Source organism: Bifidobacterium pullorum DSM 20433 (assembly GCF_000771405.1).
GTDB lineage: Bacteria > Actinomycetota > Actinomycetes > Actinomycetales > Bifidobacteriaceae > Bifidobacterium > Bifidobacterium pullorum.
On sequence record NZ_JDUI01000008.1, the window covers coordinates 164,911 to 185,960 of the forward strand.

Here is a 21,050-nt window from a genome sequence, read left to right on the forward strand (position 1 = left end):
GTCCTTTTTCCTTTTCTGTCTCAGTCGGCGATGTCGATCGGACCGAGCTCGTGGAAACGCTGGGCGATGAGCTCGGGGGTGGTGTCGGAGATCCAGGCGGCCATGCCGGATTCGGAGCCGGCCAGATACTTGATCTTGTTGGCGGCGCGGCGGAACGAGAAGAACTGCAGGTTCAGGCGGTAGTGCTCGCGGCGGGCGTCGTGGATCGGGGCCTGGTGCCAGGCGGCGATGTACGGCAGGTCCATGCCCAGGCCGTCACCCTTGTCGAAGAACGCGTTGCCGCGCTTCAAGAGGGTGGAGTACATCTCGGCCAGATCCCAGCGCTCCTGGTCGTCCAGCTGGTCCAGGGTGAGCACGTCGCGCACCGGGGCCACATGCACCTCCAGGGGCCAGCGGGCGGCGGCCGGCACGTAGGCCACCCAGCTGTGGTTGCGCAGCACGATGCGCTCCTCGGCCTCGATCTCGGCGTTCATAATGTCCTTCAGGAGGTTGCCGCCGGTCTTCTCGAAGTAGGCTTCGGTGTGCTGCAGCTCGGCCTCCATCTTCGGGGCGATGAACGGATAGCAGTACACCTGGCCGTGCGGGTGGGCCAGCGAGACGCCGATCTCCTGGCCATGGTTCTCGAACGGGAAAATCTGCTCGATGCCCTCCATCGTGGAGATCTCGGCGGTGCGGAAGGCCCAGGCCTCGACCACGGTGCGCAGACGCTTGACCGGCAGGTTGGCGGGCAGCCCGTCCTCATCCGGGTCGAAGCAGATGACCTCGCAGCGGCCGGCGGCCATCTTCTTCTCCCACAGCGGGTTGCCGTCCACGTATTCCACGGCGTCGGAACGGCCGGGCACGCGCACCATCGAGGGGAAGCGGTTCTCGAAGACCACCACATTGTAGTCGGTGTCCGGCACCTCACCGTCCTGGTACGGGTCGCCGGGCTTGCGCGCGGCCAGCGGGTTGCCCTTGGCGGTGGCGCCGGGGCCGGCGGTGATCGGACGGTTCATGCGGGCCGTGGCCATCGGGATCCAGTCGCCGGTCAGCGGGTCGCGGCGCATCTCCGGGGCCGCGTACGGCACCTCCTCGCCGGCGGCGTTCAGCTGGTTGGCGAACCGGTACGCCAGCTGGCGCGGATCGTTGAGCTCACGCGTCTTCGCGCCGCTCACGTATTCCGGATCGTCGTCCAGATAGAAGAAATCACGGCCGTCCGCCAACGTGGTTGGCGTGATGCGAATATGCTCCTGAGCGTAGGCGCCGGGAGTGTAATTCGCGAATTCACTCATGGTGATCACTCACTTTCCTCGGTAGGTTCGCTCTGGTGGGCCAGAACGAGTTCTTTTACCAAATCTCGGGTCTTGGCGACGGAGTCGGGGTCGAGTCCATCGTCGGTGATGACCGTGTCCACCTGGTCGAAACGGGCGAACAGCGACAGCGACGTGCTGCTCCACTTGGTGTGGTCGGTCAGGATGATGGTGCGGTCGGCGATGTCCATCATCGCCATGTCGGTGGCGGCCTCCAGCGAGTTCGGCATCAGGAAGCCGCGCGGCACGGACACCGAATGGGTGCCCAGGAACACGGTGTTCACGCGCAGGGATGCGATGACCTTGTCCGCGATGGGGCCGACCAGCGAGTTCGAGCGGGTGATGACGCCGCCGGTGACGATGACCTCGACATCCTTGGATTCCAGCGCCTGCACGAGCTCGGCGACGGGGATCGAGTTGGTCAGGATGGTGATGCCGCTGGCCTGCTGGGATTCCAGCAGGTGCTGGGCGAAGACGTACGCGGTTGTGCCGCCGCCGATGGCGATGACGTCGCCGGGGGCGACGTAGGCGACGGCCTCCTGCGCGATGGCGTCCTTCAGGCCGACATCCATCTGCGATTTGACGGAGAACAGCGGCTCGCTCAGCAGGGTGCTGGTCGTCACGGCGCCTCCATGCACACGTTTGAGCAGACCCTTATCGGCGAGTTCGGCGATGTCACGGCGGATGGTCATCGCGGAGACGCCCAGCTCCTTGGACAATGCGGTGATGCGCACGGCGCCCCGGGTGCGCAGCCGACTCAGGATGAGATGCTGTCGTTGCGATGAAATCATGCGAACATTATCGCACATCTTCACCCAAAACAACAACTTTCGACGGCGAAATTCACACCACGACACGCCGAAACTACCACAACCATCGAAAAATCAATCAAAACCGAACATTCACCCCGGCTGCCGGCCGGCACCCATTGGCCGGCACCGGCCGCGACGGTCCGGGTCTCACGTCGTCCGACGCCACATGCCCACCGAATCCCGACAGACATCAAACCGTCGCCATTTCACCCCCACACTCCCAACCACCGCACTCCCAACCACCGCACTCCCAACCACCACACTCCCTACCACCGCAGTCCCTACCACCGCAGTCCCTACCACCGCACTCCCAGTCATCACCTTTTGCTTGACGATTGTCAAGTACTTTACGATTGTCAAGCAAAAGGTGACTGCGAGGAAGCGGCATCCGGCAGTCGCCCGCTGGCGTACGCCCACCGGAAGTGACACAATGGATGCATGACATACGTTTCCGAGAGCTTTTGGCACGACGCCGTCAACAAAGCCACCACCGACCTGTTCACGTTCGGATACAAGCACGTCATCAAACCGCACTTCGTGTTCAACCACACGCCGGACGTGGCGCACGACCAGATGATCCAGTTCTGCCGCGTCACCGGCAAGATCCCGCCGCTGATGTGGCTGCTGCACGAGATGCTGGACTACACCGACCCGGTGCTGGAGACCTCGGTGATGGGCGTGGAATTCGCCAATCCGTTCGGACTGTCCGCAGGATTGGACAAGAACTGCGACATGCCCGTGCTGCTCGACAACGCCGGCTTCGGATTCGAGACGGTCGGCTCGACTACCTCCCGTCCCTGCGCCGGCAATCCGAAGCCGTGGTTCCACCGTCTGCCCGAATACGATTCGATGATGGTGCACGTGGGTCTGGCCAACGACGGCAGCGAGAAGGTCATCGCCCGCGCCGAACAGGCGTGGACCAAGGCCCGTTCGATGCAGGTCTCGATCTCGATCGCCCGCACCAACGACGATCTGGCAGGGGACATCGACGAGGGCATCGAAGACTACCGCATCTCCCTGGAACGCGCCGCGGGCCGCAGCGCGATGGTGGAGGTCAACGTGTCCTGCCCCAACACCCGTGCCGGCGAACCGTTCACCGAAAGCCCCGAGAACCTCGACCGGCTGTTCACCGCGCTCGACACGGTCGACCGCCCGCAGCCCATGCTCGTCAAGATGCCGCTGAACAGGAGCTGGGAGGAATTCCGCGACCTGGTGGCGGTGCTCGCCGAACACAACGTGCAGGGTGTGAGCATCGCCAACCTGCAGAAGGACCGCACCGGCCTCGAGATTCCGCGCGATTGGGAGGGCGGCCTGTCCGGAGGCCCCACCTACCGCGCCAGCAACGACCTGATCCGCCGCACCTACCGCGAATTCGGCGACAAGCTCGCCATCGCGGGCATCGGCGGCGTGTTCACCCCGGAGCAGGCCTACGCCAAGATCCGCAGCGGCGCCAGCCTGGTCATGTTCATCAGTTCACTGATGTACCGCGGACCGCAGCAGATCACCGTGCTCAAGCGCGGTCTGGCCGAACTGCTCAGGCGCGACGGCTTCGACCACGTCCACGACGCCGTCGGCATCGACGCCTGACAGAAGCAGTCGTCAGTAGGCGCCGCGGATGTACTGGTCCGGATACGGCACGTCGGACGGCGCCACACCCAGCTTATGGGCGGCGCGCATAGGCCATGCGGGGTCACGCAATGCGGCTCGACCGATCTCGACCGCGTCGGCGGCACCATCGCGCAGAATCCGCTCCGCCTGCTTCGGCTTGGTGATCAATCCGACGGCCGTGGTGGGCACAGCGGCATGGGCTCGCACTTGCGAGGCGAACGGCACCTGATAGTTGGGACCGACCGGAATCGTCACATCCGGCACGATGCCGCCGGTCGACACATCCACCAGGTCCACGCCATGCTCCTTGAGCGCCCGCGAAACCATGACCGTCTGGCCCAGGTCCCAACCTCCGGCCGCCCAATCGGTCGCCGAGATGCGCACCAGCAGGGGCATATCCTCGGGAATCACGGAACGCACCGCGTCGACGATCTCGATCAGGAAACGCATACGGCCTTCAAGGTCGCCGCCATATTCATCCGTACGCTCGTTGACCAGCGGGTCGAGGAACTGGGAGATCAGGTATCCGTGGGCGGCGTGGATCTCCACGGCCTGGAACCCGGCGGCCACGGCACGACCGGCGGCGGCGGCGAATTGCCCAACGATGGCATGGATCTCGTCCACACCCAGTTCGCGGGGCGCGGCATAGGAACCATACGCGTTGGGGCTGGGGGCCACCGTCTGCCAGCCGCCCTCGTCGAACGGCACGCTTTCGCCGTCATGGCCGACGCCGAAGCAGCCCGTAGACCCCTTGCGCCCGGCATGGTTGAGCTGAACCGCAACGGCGGCACCGGCGTCCTTGACACCCTGCACGATCCAACGCCAGGCTTCGATCTGATCGTCACTCCACAGGCCCACATCCTTGGGGCTGATACGCCCCTCCGGGCAGACCGCGGTCGCCTCGACGATGATCAGGCCGAATCCACCCAACGCACGCGACACGTAGTGCTGATAGTGGAACGGGGTCGGTTTGCCGTCCCGGGCGTACGCCGAATACATGTCCATCGGAGGCAGCCAGATGCGGTTGCGTATGGTCAGGCCGCGCAGCTGCATCGGCGTGAACAGCAGCGGACGCTTGTCCGATGCGGCCCGATCCGCGGACTTGTCGGGCAGGGCGACGGAGACGTCACCGCCCTTGCCGGCCTTGTCCTTGCCTCCCTTGGCTTTCGCGGACTTGACCTTGCCGGGCTTGCCGGGCTTATCGGCCTTGCCGGATTTGCCGGCCTTGGCCCTGGCCTTCTTCTTCGCCGAACGCTCCTCCTCGTCGCGCCGCAGCTCGGTCTCGTGCCGGTTCTCCACGGAGAATCCCCGGAAGTCGAAATTGTCGTGGGTGATATCGTCCTGCATCGCTCTGCCTCCCTTCGCAGCAATGTATCCATTGTATGCGGAACGCCCACCGGAACCGGCGGGCGTTCGTCAACTACGTAATCCTGAATCGGAACTATTGAACGTTCTGATTCTGGCTCTGTTCCTGATTCCGGTTGGCGTTGGCGTTGGCATTGGTGTTGGCTTGCACGCCGCCGGCCGTCAGGTACTTCTGCGCCGGTTGGCCGTAGTCGTTATCTATCGGCGCATCGATGGCGTTCAGATACGTGTTCATGAACTGCTTCCACGCCGGGGTGGCGATGTACATGCCGAACCATTCGGAGCGGTACACGCCATTGATGGTCTTGTTGTCGAAGGTGTTGTTGAGCGGATCCTGCGCGTCGCCGACGGCCACGAACGCAGACACCACATTCGGCACGAAACCTGCGGTCAACATGTATGTGTTCTCGTTCGTACCGGTTTTGGCGAAGGTCTTGCGGCCGTTGTCCAGCTGGGTCGTCGCGGCCTCGCCTCCGGCGGTCACGACGCCCTGGTTGAGCGCGTACGCGGTGGTCTGCGCGATCTCCGGGTCGATGGCCTGATGGCAGTCGGCCTGCGGAACGTCGATCTCGTCGCCGTTCTTATCGGTCACGCGGGTCATGGCGATCGGGGTGCAGGCCACACCGTTCGCGCCCAACGTGGCGTAGACGTTGGCCATGGTCAGCGGGGACGCCTGTACGGCGCCGATGGTCATCGGCGGGTTGAACGAGTTGGACGAGTATACGTCCATGGCCGAGGACGGCGAGTTGTGGTAGCCGAGGGCCGTGGCCGCGTCGGCGATCGCGCACAGGCCGATCTGCGAGGCCATCGACGCCTGCGTGGTGTTATGCGAACGGATCAGGCCCTGCAACGGGGTCTCCGGATTCACGGTGCCACCGCCTGAATTCTCAACCTCCCAGTCGGGGCCGCCGAAGCTGTACTCGCCGCAGCTGAACGAGGTCTGCTGATATCGGGTGCTGGTGCGCAGGCCTTCGTTGATCGAACGGCCCTGCTGCATCCAGGCCACCATGTTGATCGGCTTCCAGGTGGAGCCGACCTGCACGCCCCAGCCGCCGCCGTCGACCTGATCGACCATGTAGTTCATCGAGGTCTTGGTCTGGTCGCTGGCCGCCGCGTCGGTGGCGTCGTACGTACGGTTGATGCCGAAACCGAGCACTTCGCCGGTGCCGGGCTTAATCGCCGCGATCATGACCTCCAGCCCGGAGGGGTCGTCGGCCGGAATCGTGTCGTTCGCCGCCTGCATGGCCGCGTTGTTGGCCTCCACGTCCATCGTGGTGTAGATGTCGAGACCGCCCTCGTTGAGCAGCTTCTGGCGGTCCTCCTCGGTTTCGCCGAACTCCTCCGAATTGAGGATCTTGGTGGTCACGTACGCACAGAAGAAGCCCGCGTTGCCGGCCGACTGGCAGCCCTGATTCACCGACTGGATATCAAGCGTATCCACAAGCGGGGTGTTCACGGCCTCGTCATATTCGGCCTGCTCGATCAGCCCCTGATCCAGCATGAGCTGCAGCACGATGTCACGCTCGTCCTGCGCACGTTCCTGGTTCTCGGGGATCGAGGGGTCGATCTCCGACGGGTTCTTGGTGATGGCGGCGATCGTGGCCGACTGCACCAGGTTCAGGTCCTTGGCGTTCACGTTGAAATAGCGGTGCGCGGCCGTCTCCACGCCGTACAGGTTGTTGGAGCCGAACTGCGCGATGTTCAGATACCCCTGAAGGATCTCCGGCTTGGAATACATCTTCTCCATCTGCACGGCGATCAGCATCTCACGCAGCTTGCGGGCGATGGTCTGCTCCTGCGCATGGTATTCGGCGATCGGGTCATCGTCCTCGCGCGCCTGCACCATCAGCACGTTCTTGACGTACTGCTGGGTCAGCGAGGAGCCGCCCTGCGTATCGCCCTCGGCGATGTAGGTCTGCACGAACGCACGCATCACGCCCTGCACGTCCACGCCCGAATGTTCGAAGAAACGACGGTCCTCACGGGCCACGATGGCCTTCTGCATATACTCGGACACGTCCTTGATCGGCACCACGATGCGGTTCTGCGAATAGAACGTCGCAATCACCGAGCCGTCGGACGCGTACATGCGCGACTGCTGCGGCAGGCTCGTCACGTCGAAATCGATACCCTCCACCTGCAGCGAGGGCATCACCGCCTTGGCCACGGTGTTCGCGCCGAACACCGCAGGCAGGAACAGCAGGCTTGCCACCACGCCGCCGGCGACGCACAGCACGACGTAGGACAAAGCCAGCGACAAGGCGCGGCGAATGGTCATCGAGTTCTTCTTGGGCATGGTGCCCATTCTAAAGAGGAGCCTCTACCTCGCCCCGGTTTATCCGCACCCATCGTCATTTCATCACATCCTGCGCCGATGTCTGGAAAACCGCTGTAAACCGTCTGCGCACGCCCCGAACCTTCACCGAAAACAGAGGCCTCCGTGTACCCCGAATGCGCCATGCCGCGTCACGGCGGCTACCGGCGGGAGCGGCGGATCAGCATACCCGGCTGATAGATGACGATCGAGCGTCCATCACGTGCGATCCAGCCACGGTTCGAGAAATCCATCAGCGCCTTGTTCACGGTCTCACGCGAGGACCCGACCAGCTGCGCCAACTCCTCCTGCGTCAGATCATGCGGCACCTTGAGTCCGGCCTCCACGGGCTCGCCGAATCGCGAGGCCAGGTCCAGCAGGGTCTTGGCCAGCCGCGCCGGCACATCCATGAACACCAGGTCGGTGATCCGCTCGTTGTTGCTGCGCATGCGGTTCGCCAGAACCTGCAGCATGTCCACGGCCACGCGCGGGTACTTGTTCAACCAGGCGAACAGCGCGTCATGCTCCAGCCACACCACGCGGGTGCCGGCCGTCATCGCCACCGCGGAGGCGGTCCGCGGGCCGCCCGCGGGATCGAACACCGGAATCTCCCCCAGCACTTCACCACGCGCATGAATGCTCAGCAGCTGCACGCGCCCGTCGATCGACTCGCGAATCAGCTTGACCCGGCCCTTCTCCAGCAATCCCATGCGATGGTCGGTGTCCCCCTGCGTGAAGATGTGCTCGCCCTTGTCATACACCGATTCACGGAGCGTGGGCAGCAGTTCCTCCGCCTGCTCCGGGGAGACCTGCTTGAACAATGCCGTGTGCAGCAGCGTGTTCTCGTCATGGGGAACCGCATTCGGTGTCGCCATTGCCAGTCGCTCCTCCCGCCCGTTACTGTGCCGGCTCCCGATCAGCCCACGGCATGCCGGCGACGGTTGTCCTCATTCGCATTGCCCAATATTGTATCCCCATCCGCCAACCCTCCCACCCATACATGTTGGCCGACTGTTGAAAAACCTGCGGAAACGGGGCCGCCCGCGCACACAACCCAACAGTTGAAAAACAACAAACAAACCCGCACACACAACCCCCACCCCCGACTGTCGAAAAACCTGCGCAAACAAAGCCACCCGCGCACACAACCCAACAGTTGAAAAGTGGACGGCAGGATGGGTCAGCTGTCGGCGGACAACAGTTGCCGCAGGGAATCGGCCAGGGTACGAAGCAGCACGTCCCGTCCAACGTTCCGCAACGCAGGCTGCAAGCACAGCGGCGACACCCGCTTGGCCGCCGAACGCACGGCCTTGTCATGCATCTTCTCCGGTGACGTGTTCAGCAACCGCGCCATCAGGGCGCCATCCAGGTCGAAGGCCAACGTCGTATGATGGAGCACCGCGCCCGGCCCGCCGCTGCCCGCCGGCGCGGGGAACCGTCGCTGCGCGGCCCCGCCCGCCTTGCCCCACGGCACAACGGACGCTATGGAATCACCGTCGGCCGACCCTTGAACCATCCCGCCAACCGGCACGGCGATATCGTTCAATCCTTGGAATCGCGCGTCGACCCCGATTCTTTGCAGAGCGTCGACCAGCCAGCTGTCGCATAGCCGATAGGCCTCCGCCGCGTCCAACCCGTCCACGAACCACTGCGGCGCGTACAGGGAATACGTGATCGCACCGTGTGGTTGGACCACCATCGTGCCGCCTCCCGTGCATCGGCGGACCACCGTGAATCCCAGGCGTTCCGCCTCGTCCGTATGCACCTCGTCGGGTATCGACTGGAACCGTCCGACCACCACTGCCGGCGATGTCCATTCCCAGAAGCGCACGCTGGCCGGTCGCGCCCCCGCCGCCACCTCGCGCGCCCACTGCCGGTCGACCGTCATCTGTTCGATGGGACTGCGGGGGCGATCGTGGATGACGACCGGTGCGAGTGCACGCCAGCGGTCACGCCAATCCTCCAGCCAATCGGTATTCGGGCGCGGCGCGGCGCATGACGGATCGGATTCGCGGCCATCTGCCGATTCCACCGCCTTACCGGTTTCAGTAGAGGCATCGCCCGATGCGTCGTTCAGCCCCGGCCCCGCAGGTTCCAATCCCATCGCCCGAGCCAATGCCCACGCCATGGCCCCGGCATCGGTGCCGACCAGTCGTGCCCCGCCGTGCCGCATGCAAGTCCGTCGCAGCGCGTCGCTCCAGCCATCGATATCCGCGCATTTCTCATCGCCATATGTTTCGGACTGTGCGGTCCTTCCCCGCGGCAGGCGCGATTTCCCGGCAGACGCCGGCGCATCCCCGTCCTGTGTGCCGGTCACGCGGGCAGCCGCTCCGCGGGCGCACGCCAGCAACGTACGCTCAAGATCATCCAGCAGCGAGCGCGACCGTACCTCATCGCCGTCGATGAAGAAGTCGCCGTCCAACCGGCATTCGCTCACCGCCCCCATCGGGTCGGTTGCCACGGTGACGGCGACGAGTTTCCCGCCGGGTGTCTTGACCACTCCACGCCGAACGCCCATGGCACCCCCTGGTAATCCCGCTGCCGCGATGTGGTACGAAACCGACCAAAGGCCCTTTTGTGGATTCCGTACCGTACCACACGGCAGTCTTCAGCCAGCAAATGGCTTGTTTTCAACGTTCTGTTCCGTACCACACGGGCGTGGTACGGTACGAAATCAGTATAAAACGTTTCACTTGATTGAGTACCACACAGAGGTGGGTACCCGCGGTTGGGAGAAGCTTCGATTCAGTGTTCCGCACCGTCCGCGAGCCAGGTCGGCCATACTCCACGCCGTCCGTATACCTGTAGACGCCGTTCCGATTCTGCTCCGTAAACCAAACTGCCGCACTTCAGAACACCCGTAGCTAGGTCGGCCACACTCCGGTCCGTAGACCAGGTTGGACACACTCCATACCGTCCGCGAGCCAGGTCGACCATACTCCACGCCGCCCGCGAACCTGGCTGACCTTGCGATCCATACGACAATGCGCCGTGTCCATGGTGGTACACGGCGCATGGCCCTCATGTGCGACGGAGGCTGCCATCATGCATGACTTGCCGATAGCGCGTCTCCACACGTTTGTCTGCTACGGGTTGGCGACTCCGCGGCGTTACAGACGCGCGAGGATGTCACGGCCGATTTCGTCGGTGTTGCGCGGCGTGGAGCCGAGCTCGGCGATGTCGGCTTCGACCGCCGCGTCAATGCGGGCCGCATCCTCGTCGAATCCGAGATGACGCAGCAGCATGGCGGCGGACAGGATCGCGGCCGTCGGGTTGGCGAGCCCCTTGCCGGCGATGTCCGGCGCGGAACCGTGGATCGGCTCGAACATGGACGGGAACTCGTTGCAGGCGTTGATGCAGCCGGACGCCGAATAGCCGACGCCGCCGACCACCGCACCGGCCTCGTCGGTCAGGATGTCGCCGAAGAGGTTGTCGGTCAGGATCACGTCGAAGCGCGAGGGGTCGGAGACCATGTAGATGGTGGCCGCGTCGATGTGGCAGTAGTCGTGCGTGACCTCGGGGTATTCCTGTCCCACGCGGTCCACGATGCGCTGCCACATGTCGCCCGCGTTGACGAGCACGTTCTTCTTGTGCACGAGGGTCACATGCTTGCGGCGCTTCATGGCCAGGTCGAAGGCGTAACGCACCACGCGCTCCACGCCGTAGGCCGTGTTGATCGAGACCTCGGTGGCCACTTCGGCCGGGGTGTCGCGGCGGACCGCGCCGCCCGCGCCGCAGTACAGGCCTTCGGTGCCCTCGCGCACGACCACGAAGTCGATCTCGCCCGGGTTGGCGAGCGGCGAGGTGACGCCCTTGTACAGCTTGGAGGGGCGCAGGTTCACGTACTGGTCGAGTTCGAAGCGCAGGCGCAGCAGCAGGCCGCGCTCCAGGATGCCCGCCTTGATGCGCGGGTCGCCGACCGCGCCGAGCAGGATCGCGTCGGTAGTCTTGATGCGCTCGAGCTCCTCGTCCGGCAGGATCGCCCCGTCACGCAGGTAGCGTTCGGCGCCGAGGTCGAAGTCCTCGTATTCGAAATCCGCCGCGCCTCGCACTGCCTGTTCCAGCGCCTTCTGGGCCCACGGGGTGACTTCCTTGCCGATGCCGTCGCCGGGGATGACGGCGATCCGATACTTCTTCGTTGTTTCGCTCATAGTGTGCGACACTACCCCGGTCGAGGGGACACAGTTCCGTATGGTTCAGCAAGTGGACAGGGGCGCATTGCGCGGAAACGGACATCGCGACACGGCGGGATATGCGTCCGCGCGCTAGGCCACGCCCATGGTGCGCAGGCACCACGCGTTCTCGAAGGAGAGCTCCTCCCATTGCCGGTACCGGCCGGTGGTGCCGCCATGCCCCGCCTCGACCTCGATCTTGGCGATGACGTCCACGCCCGCCGCCTGCAGCCGCGCCATCCATTTGAGTGGTTCGACGACGAGCACGCGCGTATCGTTCATCGACGTGGTGATCAGGATCTTCGGGAAATGCGCCACCCGCGGATCGTCCGGCGATTCCGGCGCGTTCTCGTACGGCGTGTACGCCTTCATCGCCCGGTAGACCTCGGGGTCGTGCAACGGGTCGCCCCACTCGTCCCATTCGGTCACGGTCAGCGGCAGCGAGGGGTCCAGGATCGAGGTCAGTGCGTCCACGAACGGCACGTCCGCCTCGATGCCGGCGAACCGTTCGGGCGCCAGATTCGCCACGGCGCCCATGAGCAGACCGCCCGCCGACCCGCCGACGGCCACGGTGCGCCGCGCATCGGCGAGACCGGCGTCCTGCAACGCCGCCGCCGCGTCGACGAAATCCTCGAAGGTATGCCGTTTGGCCAGACGGCGTCCCTGCTCGTACCAGGCGCGTCCCATCTCGCCGCCGCCGCGGATGTGCGGCACCGCGTACAGCACGCCGCGGTCGAGCATGCTGAGACGGGAGACCGAGAATCCCGGATCGGAGCTGATCTCGTACGCGCCGTAGCCGGTGACGAACATCGGGAGGCGATCGAGCGCCACGCCGCGCCGCCAGACCAGGGAGACGGGGATGCGTTCGCCGTCGCGTGCGGTCACCCAGACGCGACGTTCCATATAATCACGCGGATCGAAGTCGCCCAGCACGCGCGCCCGCTTGAGCAGCAGGTCCTCGCCGGTGGCCGGGTCGATCTCGTGCAGTTCGCCCGGCCTCGTGTAGCTGGAGAAGGTGTACCGCATGCGCGGCGCGTCATAGGTGGGGTTGCCGCCGGCCACGATGGTGTACAGCCGACGCGTGACGCCCGGAAGCGCGTCACCGGACTTCGTGAAACACCCTGTGGAACATAGATCAGAGTCCGTGGAATCGACCGCGGGAACAGGGACCGAGGAATCGACCGCGGGAACGGAGGCCGTGGAACCGGCCGCCGCGTCCCAATCGCCTTCGAGGGCGGGCGGCAGCAGTTCACGGAACCGCCACGGACGCCCTGCTAGGAAATCCTCGGCGGCATCCCGCTTGGTCATCACAGCCAGGTGGGGCAACCCGTCAGCCCGGTAGCTGAGTGCCACATAGTGCCGGTGCAGGGCGATGCCCTCGATGCCTAGCCCGCACGAGCCCTGCAGGATCGCCGGGTTGCAGGGATTGCGATACGCCGTGCCGATCGGCAGGGTCGACGCGCCGGCTTCGACGCGGTCGCCCCGCTCGCACCCGTAGGGCGAGCCCTGCGCGACGCGCACGCCCTCGCCCAGCCGGTACGGCGGCTCGTGGGTTCGCATATCGATGACGTCGATCTCGAAATTCGGATTGAACGCATTGTGGTAGACGACGGCCAGCGGAATATCGCCGCCGTCCGGCGCCGCCCCCTCGAATCGCGCGAAGCTGACGTCGTATTCGATATCGGGTTCGCGCGGAATGATCGCACGGAACTCGCCCTCCGGGGTATCGATCGGCAGCATGAGCACCTCGGTGGTGGTCTTCGACCCGGTGCCGATGACGACATTACGCTCGTCGAAGCTCAGGCCGACGCCCAGCCAGAACCGTTCATCGTCCTCGCGGAACACCTCCACGTCATCGGCCACCGGCGTACCGACCCGATGCCGGCGCACCGCGCAGGGTCGCCACGCCTCGTCCAGCACCGCGTAGAACACCCAACGCGCGTCCGGCGTGATGCAAGCGCCCGCGATGCCCTCCAACACGTCGGGCAGCTCCTCGCCGGTTTCCAGATCACGGATGCGGAAGTCATAGCGTTCATCGCCGTGGGTGTCGACGCCGTAGAGCATCCACCGCCCGTCGCGGCTCAGGTCCATGCCGCCGACTTGGAAGAAATCATGCCCTTCGGCCTCGCGGTTGGTGTCGAACACCACCTGCTCCCCCGGCATCGATCCGGGCTCGCCCATCGGGTCGACGTCGGGCGGGGTCCAGTCGTCCTCCCCGCGGATCGGCAGACGGCACTGCACCGCGTACTGCGCGCCCTCGCGCGTGCGGGTGAAGTACCAGTAGCCGTCCATGCGGGTGGGCACGGACATGTCGGTCTGCTGGATGCGGGACTTGAGTTCGTTCAGGAGCGTGTCGCGCAGCGGCGCGAGCGCGGCGGTGCGGCGCTCGCAGTAGGCATTCTGCGCGGCCACGTAGTCGCGGACTTCGGGATCGTCCTTGTCGCGCAGCCATTCATAGGGGTCGGTGAACGTGTCACCGTGGAACGTGCGTTCGTACGGCACCCGCTTGGCCGCGGGCGGCGTCATGCGTTCCGCGCCGTCCTCGGCCGGAATCGCGCCCATCTTCTCTTCGGTCATGCAGGCGATTATATGCGTTCCCGCGTCCGTCAGGCGAACCGCTCGAGGTACGGGAGCATGGTTTTCATCAGGTTCGCGCCGGTGGTGCCGGTGAACACGGGCACGTCGGTGACGGGCATCGGCTGGGTGGCGGAGATGCCGGCGACCGATCCGAGCGGCGAGGCCTCGCGCGGAGAAAGCTGGCGGATGCCGATGGCGATGACGCGGCCGGGATACCGGCGTGCGATGGTGGCGTAGGTGGTCGGGTCCTTCTGTCCGTCGTCGCCGATGAGGATGAACTTCATATCAGGGAAGTCGCCCATGAGCTGTTCGGCGAATTCCAGCTTGTGCTGGACGCCGGTGGGCACGAAGGTCTTGGGACGCGGGTCCAGGTCGCGCAGCAGCAGCGGTCCGGCGGGGTAGCCGTGATCGTTGATGAAATGGCGGATCGAGCTTTCCACGTTCCACGGCGAGGTGGACAGGTAGAAGAACGGCGCGTCCGGGAAGAGCGCGGCGAGCTTGGTGAACAGCACGCTCATGCCGGGCACGGGCGCGCGCTTCTTCGGGTTGGCGAACAACACGTTGTATGCGGCTTTCCACAACGTGGGCACCTGGGTGATCATGATGGTGTCGTCCACATCCGAGATGATGCCGACCTTCGAACCGCCGGGAATGGTGAACAGCCGGGACGCCACCGGTTTGCGACGGTCCACCTCGCAGGTGACCTGATGGATGCCCGGGCTCAGGCGGTGTTCGGCCACCAGGTCCAGATACCCCGCCGAATCCGATATCGCGTAATCGGCATCCCGCCGGCGCTTGCGATCCGGACGGTCGTAGGTTTCCGACGACCCGACCTGCACGGTTTCCAGCGGCGTGCCGTCGATGCGGACCCGGACCCGGCATCGCGGCGCGGGGATGGCCAGCATCCCCCAGATGCCCCGGACGCGCGCGCCCGGACTGCGGTGTTCCGGCGCGTACACGGTTCTGCAGATCAGGCGCGAATACGATTCGGTGCCGTAGCCCACGTACGGTTCGACCTGCTCGTACCAGCCCAGTTGTTTCACCACCGGGGTCGAGATGGTCATCCACAGGTTCACCGCGGCGGAGACCGTGCGACGGAACAGCCGGGTCAGCGGGGGTTTGGCCTCGAACCGTTCGTGCCGTGACGCCGCGTCGAACGTCGTGACGGCGCGCCGTGCCGGAATGGGCACGGTAGGCATGTCGTCCCCCACCGGTTGCGCTTGTGCTGCCGTTCGCCGTCGATCACTCATATATTCACTATACCCGCACAATACGGCAACGCGGTGCCTCACCCGGGAGACGACGTCGGCATGGCCGTGCGCACGTCGTCGCGTGCGCAACGCGATACCACCCGGCAGGGGAACGCCCGCAAGCCGGACGCGCCGACGCGGAACGCCCGGCGGGCGCCGCGGTTCCGGAGCCCGGACGGTCAGCGGATTATCTTGGCGTATTCCTCGGAGGTCAGCAGACCGGGCTCGTCGTCATCGAGCTCGATCTTGAGGATCCAGCCCTCGCCGTACGGGTCGTTGGTGATGACCGACGGATCCTCGCTGGCCTCACGGTTGACATACCGCACCGTACCGGCGACCGGGCAGACCAGCGGCTGCACCGCCTTCTGGGATTCCAGCTCCACGATCTCGTCGCCGGCCTCCACACGGGTGCCCGGTTCAGGCAGGTCCACGAACACCAGCTCGCCCAGTTGGCTCACCGCATATTCGGTCAGGCCGACCATCGCGGGATCGACGGAGGCGTCGACCCACACATGCTCCTCGGAATATTCGAGGTGCTCGGGCACGTCAAGATTCATCGGTTGGGGGTCATGCGTTTCGTTCATGCGTCAAGCGTACAACGCGTGGCCCGCGCCACGCGCCGTGGATCAGCGCACCGGGCCGGACGGGGTGGCGCCCACCACCTGGACCAGCGTGCCCTCGGGGCAGTTGTTGTAGATCCACTGCGCGTCCGCCTCATACATGTTCACGCAGCCGTGCGAACCGTAGTTGGCCGGGTCGCCATGCTCGATGCCGTAATAGTTCCAGTTCGCCGTGTGGAAGCCCTCGCCGCCGTTGAAGTAGCTGACCCACTTGACGCCCTTGGACAGGTACTTGGAACCGTCCTCGTTCAGGCCGCGCATGTCCTGCACCGAATACTTGAGGTAGATGGAGAACGTGCCGTTGTCGGTTTCGCCGAATGCGCCGGGCGTACCGGTGCACACGGGGAAGGTGCGCACCACCTGACTGCCGTTGTACACGGTGGCGGTCTGCGAGCTCTTGTCCACCACGATGCGCATCTCCGCCTTCTTCTGCGTGGTCTTGTGCTCGGTGACGTCGGCCTTGACCGAGATCAGGCCGCCCTCGCCCTCCTGCAGCGCCTTGATCACGTCGCCGGCGGCGGCGTCGGTGTCCTTGACGCTCACGCCGTACACGCGGGTGAGGATCACGTTGCCGTTGTCGTCGACGATATCCTCCTGATCGACCTGCTCCTGGTTGAGCTGGTTCGGCAGCTCGGCGGCCAGATACTCCTTGATGGCCGCCTCGTCGTAGTTCAGGGTGATCGTGCCCTGTTCCAAGTCGCTGGTCGGCTTGATCCAGGAGGCCACCACATTCACCGGCAGTTCGAAGTTGCGGTCGCGGTCGTTGGTGAGCACGATGCGGTTGTCCAGCCGCTTGTTGGCTTCAGTGGCGGCCTGGTTGGCGGCGTCCACGCCGACGGGCATCTTCACGTCCTCGTATTCGAGCGTCACCGAGGCGCCATGCCCCGGCGTGGCGATGGCGTTGTTGACCGCCTGGTTCACCGCCTCGATCTTCGCCGCACGCCCGGTGCGTCCCTCGGACACGGTGAACCGCTGGCTCGCCTCGTCATAGCCGATCGATGAGGCCACGGCCTTCTGGTCGTCCGCGATGAACCGGTCGGTCAGGAACGTGTTGGCCGTCGACTCATCGTATTCGGCGGTCAGTCCCATGTCCTTCTTGGAGAACGGATTGATCCTAGCGAAGTCGGCCAGCAGCCCGTCCAGCACGCCGGTCGCGGAGCCGTCGGCCTTGGCCTGCAGCAGGGAGTCCACCGTGGCGTCCACATCCACGTTCACGCCCAGTTCCTCCAGCGAGGCCTTGACCGGCGCGCCGTCGCCCCCGTCCACGGTCACGGCGGAATCGGCGACGGCCCGGTTGACGGTGTCGGTCAGCTGGTCGCGGTTCTGCCCGGCCACGCTGACCTGCCCGAACGTCACGCCCGGGGCGGCCTTGTCGGAGTAGTACCAGCGCGCGGCGAACAGCCCGGCGGCGGCCAGCACCAGCAGCGCGCCGATCACGCTGAGCGCGATGATCCACGGCAGATTGCGGTTCGGTCCCTTCTCCTCGTCGGCGGGCAGGATGAACGCGGATTCTCCCCCGTCGATCCCCTCGGGGATGGGGAGCTGCCCCATCACCATGGTCCGCTCGCCGTCACCGGAGATGGGCGCTTCCAACTGGTACTCGTCAGACATTGCCGTTCCTTGCGAAATCAACTGTTTCCGTCGAACACTATACGCGACCAAACCGACGAGTCCGCCGCTACAGCGAACGCCCGTACCATTCCTCAATCATGTACCGTGCGATGGCGGCGCGGTTCGGCATCGTGATCCGGCCGCGCACCAGCTCGTCGGTCAGCTCGTCGCGGCTCACCCAACGGGCGTCCACCGTTTCGTCGCCGTCCGTGCGGATGCGTGTATCCAGCGCGTAGGCCTTGAACGCCACCATGAGCGAGGCGGGGAACGGCCAGGGCTGCGATCCCAGGTAACGCACCTCGCCCAGCGTGATGCCGACCTCCTCCCTGGCTTCGCGCCGGCAGGCGTGCTCCAGGTTCTCGCCGGCCTCCACGAACCCCGCGGACACCGAGTACAGCGTCGGATCGTTCCAGGCGCGGTTGTGCTGCAGCAGCAGACGGTCCTGCGCGTCGACGATCGCGGTGATGACGGCCGGTTCGACGCGGGGGAACAGCAGACGGTTGCCGTCGTCGCGGTTGGTGCAGCGCTGCGCCCAGCCCGCCATGGCCGGTTCCGTGGGCGCCCCGCAGGTCGGGCAGTGCCGCTGCGTGGCGTGCCAAAGGCCCAGCGATACGGCCGTGACGGCCTGTCCGGCCTCACGCGCCGAGGCGTGGGGGACGAAGCCGCGCAGGTCGACCCAGTCGAAGCGCTCGACGGTGCGGGCGAACAGCGAGCGCCGGCCCGCGGTGTCGTCGTGCGGCAGGGTGCGTCCGAATGCGTCGTCCGCGCCCGTGCCGCCCGCATCGGGCACGGGGACGACGTCCTGCACCGGCACGCGGGAGATGTCGACGGCGATGACGTGCGTGCCGCGGTACCCCTCGTAGCCGCCGAGGAACATGGCGACCGCATCCGGCGAGGCGGCCAGGGCCTGCGCCGCGTACGTTCCGGGCAGGGTGGCGAGGCGCATGGAAGCGGATTCGCGTTCGGTCAGGCGGCCCTGGCCGCGCGGCACGGCGAGCAGGCCGTTGCGCACCAGGATCACGGTGGTCGTCGGCTCGAGCAGAAGACCGTCGATCAATCCGGGTTCGCCGCGGCGCTCGGACTGGTAGTCGATGTCGCCCTGGGCCAGCGGCAGGAAGGGCAGCACCTGGGTGAGGGCCAATGGTGAGAATGCGGGCATCTCAGGCCTCCGCCTGTGCGCGGCGGATCAGGTCGAGCAGGGCCGCGGCCACCTGGTCGGGGTGTTCGTAGGCGCTGAAGTGACCGCAGTCGGGGATGGTGGTGAACGCCGCGTCGGTGCCGGTCATGGCCTGCGCGATCGGCCCCATGACGGCGGGCGAACTGGATGGATCGTTTTCGCCGCAGATGACGGCGGCGGGCGCGGTGATGAGCGGCAGTTGGTCGTTCAGGTCGGGGCGGCCGGCGGCCATGCGTTCGCGCCAGGCGACGCCTTCGGGCCGCTGGGCGTGGATCCACGCGGTGAACTGGTCGATGAACCGCTGCGATTGCTTGATGGTGGAGTCGCCGGGCTGCGGTTCGGCGAAGTGCATGACGGGGTCCACGGTGTGTTCGGTTTCGCAGATGTCCGCGATGCGCAGGCGGTTGGCGCGGGATGCGGGCGAATCGGCGTCGGCCTTCGTGTCGCACAGGGCCAGGCCGGCCACCGCCTCGGGGTGCAGGCGCTGGATGTCCAGCACCAGATAGCCGCCCATCGACAGTCCCACCCAGACGGCCTTGCTGTAGCCGGCGTCGCGGATCAGCCGCACGTAGGCGTCGGCCATGCGGTCGAGGGCCTGCGTGTACGCGCCGTCCTCGGCCACGGCGCCGGTGTCTTCGGCCGTGGGGATCGGTCCTTCGCCGGCGCCCGGCATGTCCGGGGCCCACAGCGGGAAGTTCTGGTTCGGCAGTCCGGCGGCGTCCGCGCGGGCGATGAGTTCGGCGGCGCAGTCGTCCCACAGATGATGGTCGATCGGGAAGGCGTGCACGAGCACGACCGGCAGGCCTTCGCCCTCACGATAGATGGTGGTGTTCAGTTCCATTGCGGTTCCTCTCGTATGTATTGGCGTTACGTCCGCGTCCGGCACGGCCGCGGAGCCGTGGACCGCCCCTATTCGGTCCAGGACAGGGCGCGCCGCACGATGCGGCCGTGCCCGCCGGGCATCTGGTCCAGCATGGTGCCGAGCGTCGGGCCGTTGACGTCCACCCATTCCACGTCCAGCGTCTCGTCCTGCGGCTGGCAGTCGCCGCCGATCGGCACCACATAGCACAGGGCGATCGCATGCTGGCGAGGGTCGTAGAACTCGCTCAGGCCGGGCGTGGGGAAGAACTCGGCCACCGTGAACGGCTGGAGATTGGACGGCAGCGCCGGCAGGGCCAACGGTCCCAGATCCTTGGCGATATTGCGGGCGATGGCCTCGCGCAGCGTCTCGTGATACAGCACGCGGCCCGCCACCAGCGTGCGTTCCACCGAACCGTCGTCCGAGACGCGCAGCAGCGTGCCGACCTGCAGCACACAGCCGAAATCATCGGTGTGCACCGGCACGACCTCCACATAGACCATCGGCACCTGACGGCGGATGTCGTTCACGCGGTCCGCATCCAGCCAACCTGGCGGATTGCCGCCGGGGGTTCCGCTCACGAAATCCTCGGGCGTGATGTCGTCGAACTCGCCGCGGCGGCGGCCGGCGTCGAAATCGCCCTCGTCGGGCACCTCATCGTTCAGCACTGGCATGTTCCCCATTATCCGCCGAACAGATGACCGGCGCATGACCGTTCCGTAACCGTTGCATGAGCATTGGCGGGAAATCCGCCGATGAGTCTTCCTCAGCGGACGCGGAATCAGGCGGATCGCAGGCGTCGCCGTCGTCGCCGTTGCCGTGCGTCCGGACGCGAGTTCCGGGCGACGCGTTCCTCCGTGGGCGCAAGGTGTTGCGCGTTGTTGGGTGCTGCTGGGATGCTGGTAGCACGGCAATCCGGCGAGCCGCATGCGCGGCGGCCGGAGGGACGATCCCTGACCGTCGGCGGAATGGACGGGTCATGGACAGGCAGACAGGTAAGGAGCGATTATGGCGACCCATGCGGTGAGCTCGGCCGAATTCGAGCAGGTCATCAACGGCAACGAACTGGTGTTCGTGGATTTCTGGGCCACCTGGTGCGGGCCGTGCCGCGCCTTCGGACCGGTGTTCGAGCAGGCCAGCGAACAGCATCCGGATGTGTACTTCGCCAAGGTGGACATCGACCAGAACCAGGATCTGGCGGCGGCCGCCGGCGTGCAGGCCGTGCCGACGCTGATGATCGCCAAGCAGGGCAGGATCGTGTTCCAGCAGGCGGGCGCGTTGCGCGCCTCCGATCTGGAGGATCTGATCGGCCAGGCCAAGGCGTTGGACCTCGAGGCCGCGGAGGCCGACGCCGCGGGCGACCAGCAGTGATCCGGCGGTAGCCCGGCAACGACAC

General features: G+C 65.8%; 16 protein-coding genes. 2 read left to right on the forward strand and 14 right to left on the reverse strand.

Features of this window, described 5'->3' with window-relative positions; all coding sequences use genetic code 11:
* Window positions 1-20: 20 nt before the first annotated feature.
* Complete coding sequence (galT, locus tag OU11_RS05105) at window positions 21-1,271, reverse strand: galactose-1-phosphate uridylyltransferase (protein WP_033515019.1); 1,251 nt, start codon at window positions 1,269-1,271, stop codon at window positions 21-23.
* Between the two features lie 5 nt (window positions 1,272-1,276).
* Window positions 1,277-2,080 (reverse strand): DeoR/GlpR family DNA-binding transcription regulator, encoded by an 804-nt coding sequence (locus OU11_RS05110; protein WP_033514910.1) that lies wholly within the window; start codon window positions 2,078-2,080, stop codon window positions 1,277-1,279.
* A 459-nt stretch (window positions 2,081-2,539) separates the two neighbouring features.
* Between OU11_RS05110 and OU11_RS05115 the strand changes: the two genes are divergently transcribed.
* Entirely contained in the window at window positions 2,540-3,688 is a 1,149-nt protein-coding gene (locus OU11_RS05115) for a quinone-dependent dihydroorotate dehydrogenase (RefSeq protein WP_033514912.1), read from the forward strand.
* Between the two features lie 12 nt (window positions 3,689-3,700).
* Here OU11_RS05115 and OU11_RS05120 read toward each other — a convergent pair whose 3' ends face one another.
* From OU11_RS05120 to OU11_RS05175, 12 genes are all read right to left on the reverse strand, one after another.
* Window positions 3,701-4,762 carry an NADH:flavin oxidoreductase/NADH oxidase gene (locus tag OU11_RS05120; RefSeq protein ID WP_373869306.1) on the reverse strand — a complete coding sequence of 354 codons (1,062 nt, stop codon included), beginning with the start codon at window positions 4,760-4,762 and terminating at the stop codon, window positions 3,701-3,703.
* Window positions 4,763-5,150: 388 nt separating this feature from the next.
* A complete protein-coding gene (locus OU11_RS05125) occupies window positions 5,151-7,370 on the reverse strand; it encodes a transglycosylase domain-containing protein (RefSeq protein ID WP_152597075.1) in 2,220 nt (739 codons plus the stop codon).
* 179 nt (window positions 7,371-7,549) lie between these two features.
* On the reverse strand, window positions 7,550-8,263 hold the full coding sequence (locus OU11_RS05130) for a helix-turn-helix domain-containing protein (RefSeq protein ID WP_033514916.1): 714 nt from the start codon (window positions 8,261-8,263) through the stop codon (window positions 7,550-7,552).
* A gap of 305 nt (window positions 8,264-8,568) precedes the next feature.
* A complete protein-coding gene (locus tag OU11_RS05135) occupies window positions 8,569-9,906 on the reverse strand; it encodes a lipoate--protein ligase family protein (protein WP_033514918.1) in 1,338 nt (445 codons plus the stop codon).
* 592 nt (window positions 9,907-10,498) lie between these two features.
* Entirely contained in the window at window positions 10,499-11,539 is a 1,041-nt protein-coding gene (locus OU11_RS05140; protein WP_033514920.1) for a 3-isopropylmalate dehydrogenase, read from the reverse strand.
* A 114-nt stretch (window positions 11,540-11,653) separates the two neighbouring features.
* Window positions 11,654-14,137 (reverse strand): S9 family peptidase, encoded by a 2,484-nt coding sequence (locus OU11_RS05145; RefSeq protein WP_033514922.1) that lies wholly within the window; start codon window positions 14,135-14,137, stop codon window positions 11,654-11,656.
* A gap of 29 nt (window positions 14,138-14,166) precedes the next feature.
* Window positions 14,167-15,387: an App1 family protein gene (locus OU11_RS05150; protein WP_223224131.1), complete on the reverse strand. Its 1,221-nt coding sequence runs from the start codon at window positions 15,385-15,387 to the stop codon at window positions 14,167-14,169.
* A 179-nt stretch (window positions 15,388-15,566) separates the two neighbouring features.
* Window positions 15,567-15,971: a glycine cleavage system protein GcvH gene (gcvH, locus tag OU11_RS05155; RefSeq protein ID WP_033514924.1), complete on the reverse strand. Its 405-nt coding sequence runs from the start codon at window positions 15,969-15,971 to the stop codon at window positions 15,567-15,569.
* Between the two features lie 42 nt (window positions 15,972-16,013).
* Window positions 16,014-17,618: a L,D-transpeptidase family protein gene (locus tag OU11_RS05160; protein ID WP_033514925.1), complete on the reverse strand. Its 1,605-nt coding sequence runs from the start codon at window positions 17,616-17,618 to the stop codon at window positions 16,014-16,016.
* Window positions 17,619-17,685: 67 nt separating this feature from the next.
* Window positions 17,686-18,777 carry an NAD(+) diphosphatase gene (gene nudC / locus OU11_RS05165; protein ID WP_033514926.1) on the reverse strand — a complete coding sequence of 364 codons (1,092 nt, stop codon included), beginning with the start codon at window positions 18,775-18,777 and terminating at the stop codon, window positions 17,686-17,688.
* Between the two features lies 1 nt (window position 18,778).
* Window positions 18,779-19,636 carry an alpha/beta fold hydrolase gene (locus OU11_RS05170; RefSeq protein ID WP_033514927.1) on the reverse strand — a complete coding sequence of 286 codons (858 nt, stop codon included), beginning with the start codon at window positions 19,634-19,636 and terminating at the stop codon, window positions 18,779-18,781.
* Between the two features lie 68 nt (window positions 19,637-19,704).
* Window positions 19,705-20,328 carry a DUF4916 domain-containing protein gene (locus OU11_RS05175; protein WP_033515023.1) on the reverse strand — a complete coding sequence of 208 codons (624 nt, stop codon included), beginning with the start codon at window positions 20,326-20,328 and terminating at the stop codon, window positions 19,705-19,707.
* A gap of 334 nt (window positions 20,329-20,662) precedes the next feature.
* On the opposite strand from OU11_RS05175, the gene trxA reads away from it, so the two are divergent.
* On the forward strand, window positions 20,663-21,025 hold the full coding sequence (trxA, locus tag OU11_RS05180) for a thioredoxin (RefSeq protein WP_033514928.1): 363 nt from the start codon (window positions 20,663-20,665) through the stop codon (window positions 21,023-21,025).
* Window positions 21,026-21,050: the final 25 nt, after the last annotated feature.

Coding starts and splice junctions, on each gene's coding strand:
- OU11_RS05115 (WP_033514912.1), top strand. CDS start 2,540: ATGACATACGTTTCCGAGAGCTTTTGGCACGACGCCGTCAACAAAGCC.
- OU11_RS05145 (WP_033514922.1), bottom strand. CDS start 14,137: ATGACCGAAGAGAAGATGGGCGCGATTCCGGCCGAGGACGGCGCGGAA.
- OU11_RS05120 (WP_373869306.1), bottom strand. CDS start 4,762: ATGCAGCTGCGCGGCCTGACCATACGCAACCGCATCTGGCTGCCTCCG.
- OU11_RS05130 (WP_033514916.1), bottom strand. CDS start 8,263: ATGGCGACACCGAATGCGGTTCCCCATGACGAGAACACGCTGCTGCAC.
- OU11_RS05160 (WP_033514925.1), bottom strand. CDS start 17,618: ATGTCTGACGAGTACCAGTTGGAAGCGCCCATCTCCGGTGACGGCGAG.
- OU11_RS05125 (WP_152597075.1), bottom strand. CDS start 7,370: ATGCCCAAGAAGAACTCGATGACCATTCGCCGCGCCTTGTCGCTGGCT.
- nudC (WP_033514926.1), bottom strand. CDS start 18,777: ATGCCCGCATTCTCACCATTGGCCCTCACCCAGGTGCTGCCCTTCCTG.
- galT (WP_033515019.1), bottom strand. CDS start 1,271: ATGAGTGAATTCGCGAATTACACTCCCGGCGCCTACGCTCAGGAGCAT.
- OU11_RS05170 (WP_033514927.1), bottom strand. CDS start 19,636: ATGGAACTGAACACCACCATCTATCGTGAGGGCGAAGGCCTGCCGGTC.
- OU11_RS05150 (WP_223224131.1), bottom strand. CDS start 15,387: ATGAGTGATCGACGGCGAACGGCAGCACAAGCGCAACCGGTGGGGGAC.
- OU11_RS05140 (WP_033514920.1), bottom strand. CDS start 11,539: ATGAGCGAAACAACGAAGAAGTATCGGATCGCCGTCATCCCCGGCGAC.
- OU11_RS05175 (WP_033515023.1), bottom strand. CDS start 20,328: ATGCCAGTGCTGAACGATGAGGTGCCCGACGAGGGCGATTTCGACGCC.
- OU11_RS05110 (WP_033514910.1), bottom strand. CDS start 2,080: ATGATTTCATCGCAACGACAGCATCTCATCCTGAGTCGGCTGCGCACC.
- gcvH (WP_033514924.1), bottom strand. CDS start 15,971: ATGAACGAAACGCATGACCCCCAACCGATGAATCTTGACGTGCCCGAG.
- trxA (WP_033514928.1), top strand. CDS start 20,663: ATGGCGACCCATGCGGTGAGCTCGGCCGAATTCGAGCAGGTCATCAAC.
- OU11_RS05135 (WP_033514918.1), bottom strand. CDS start 9,906: ATGGGCGTTCGGCGTGGAGTGGTCAAGACACCCGGCGGGAAACTCGTC.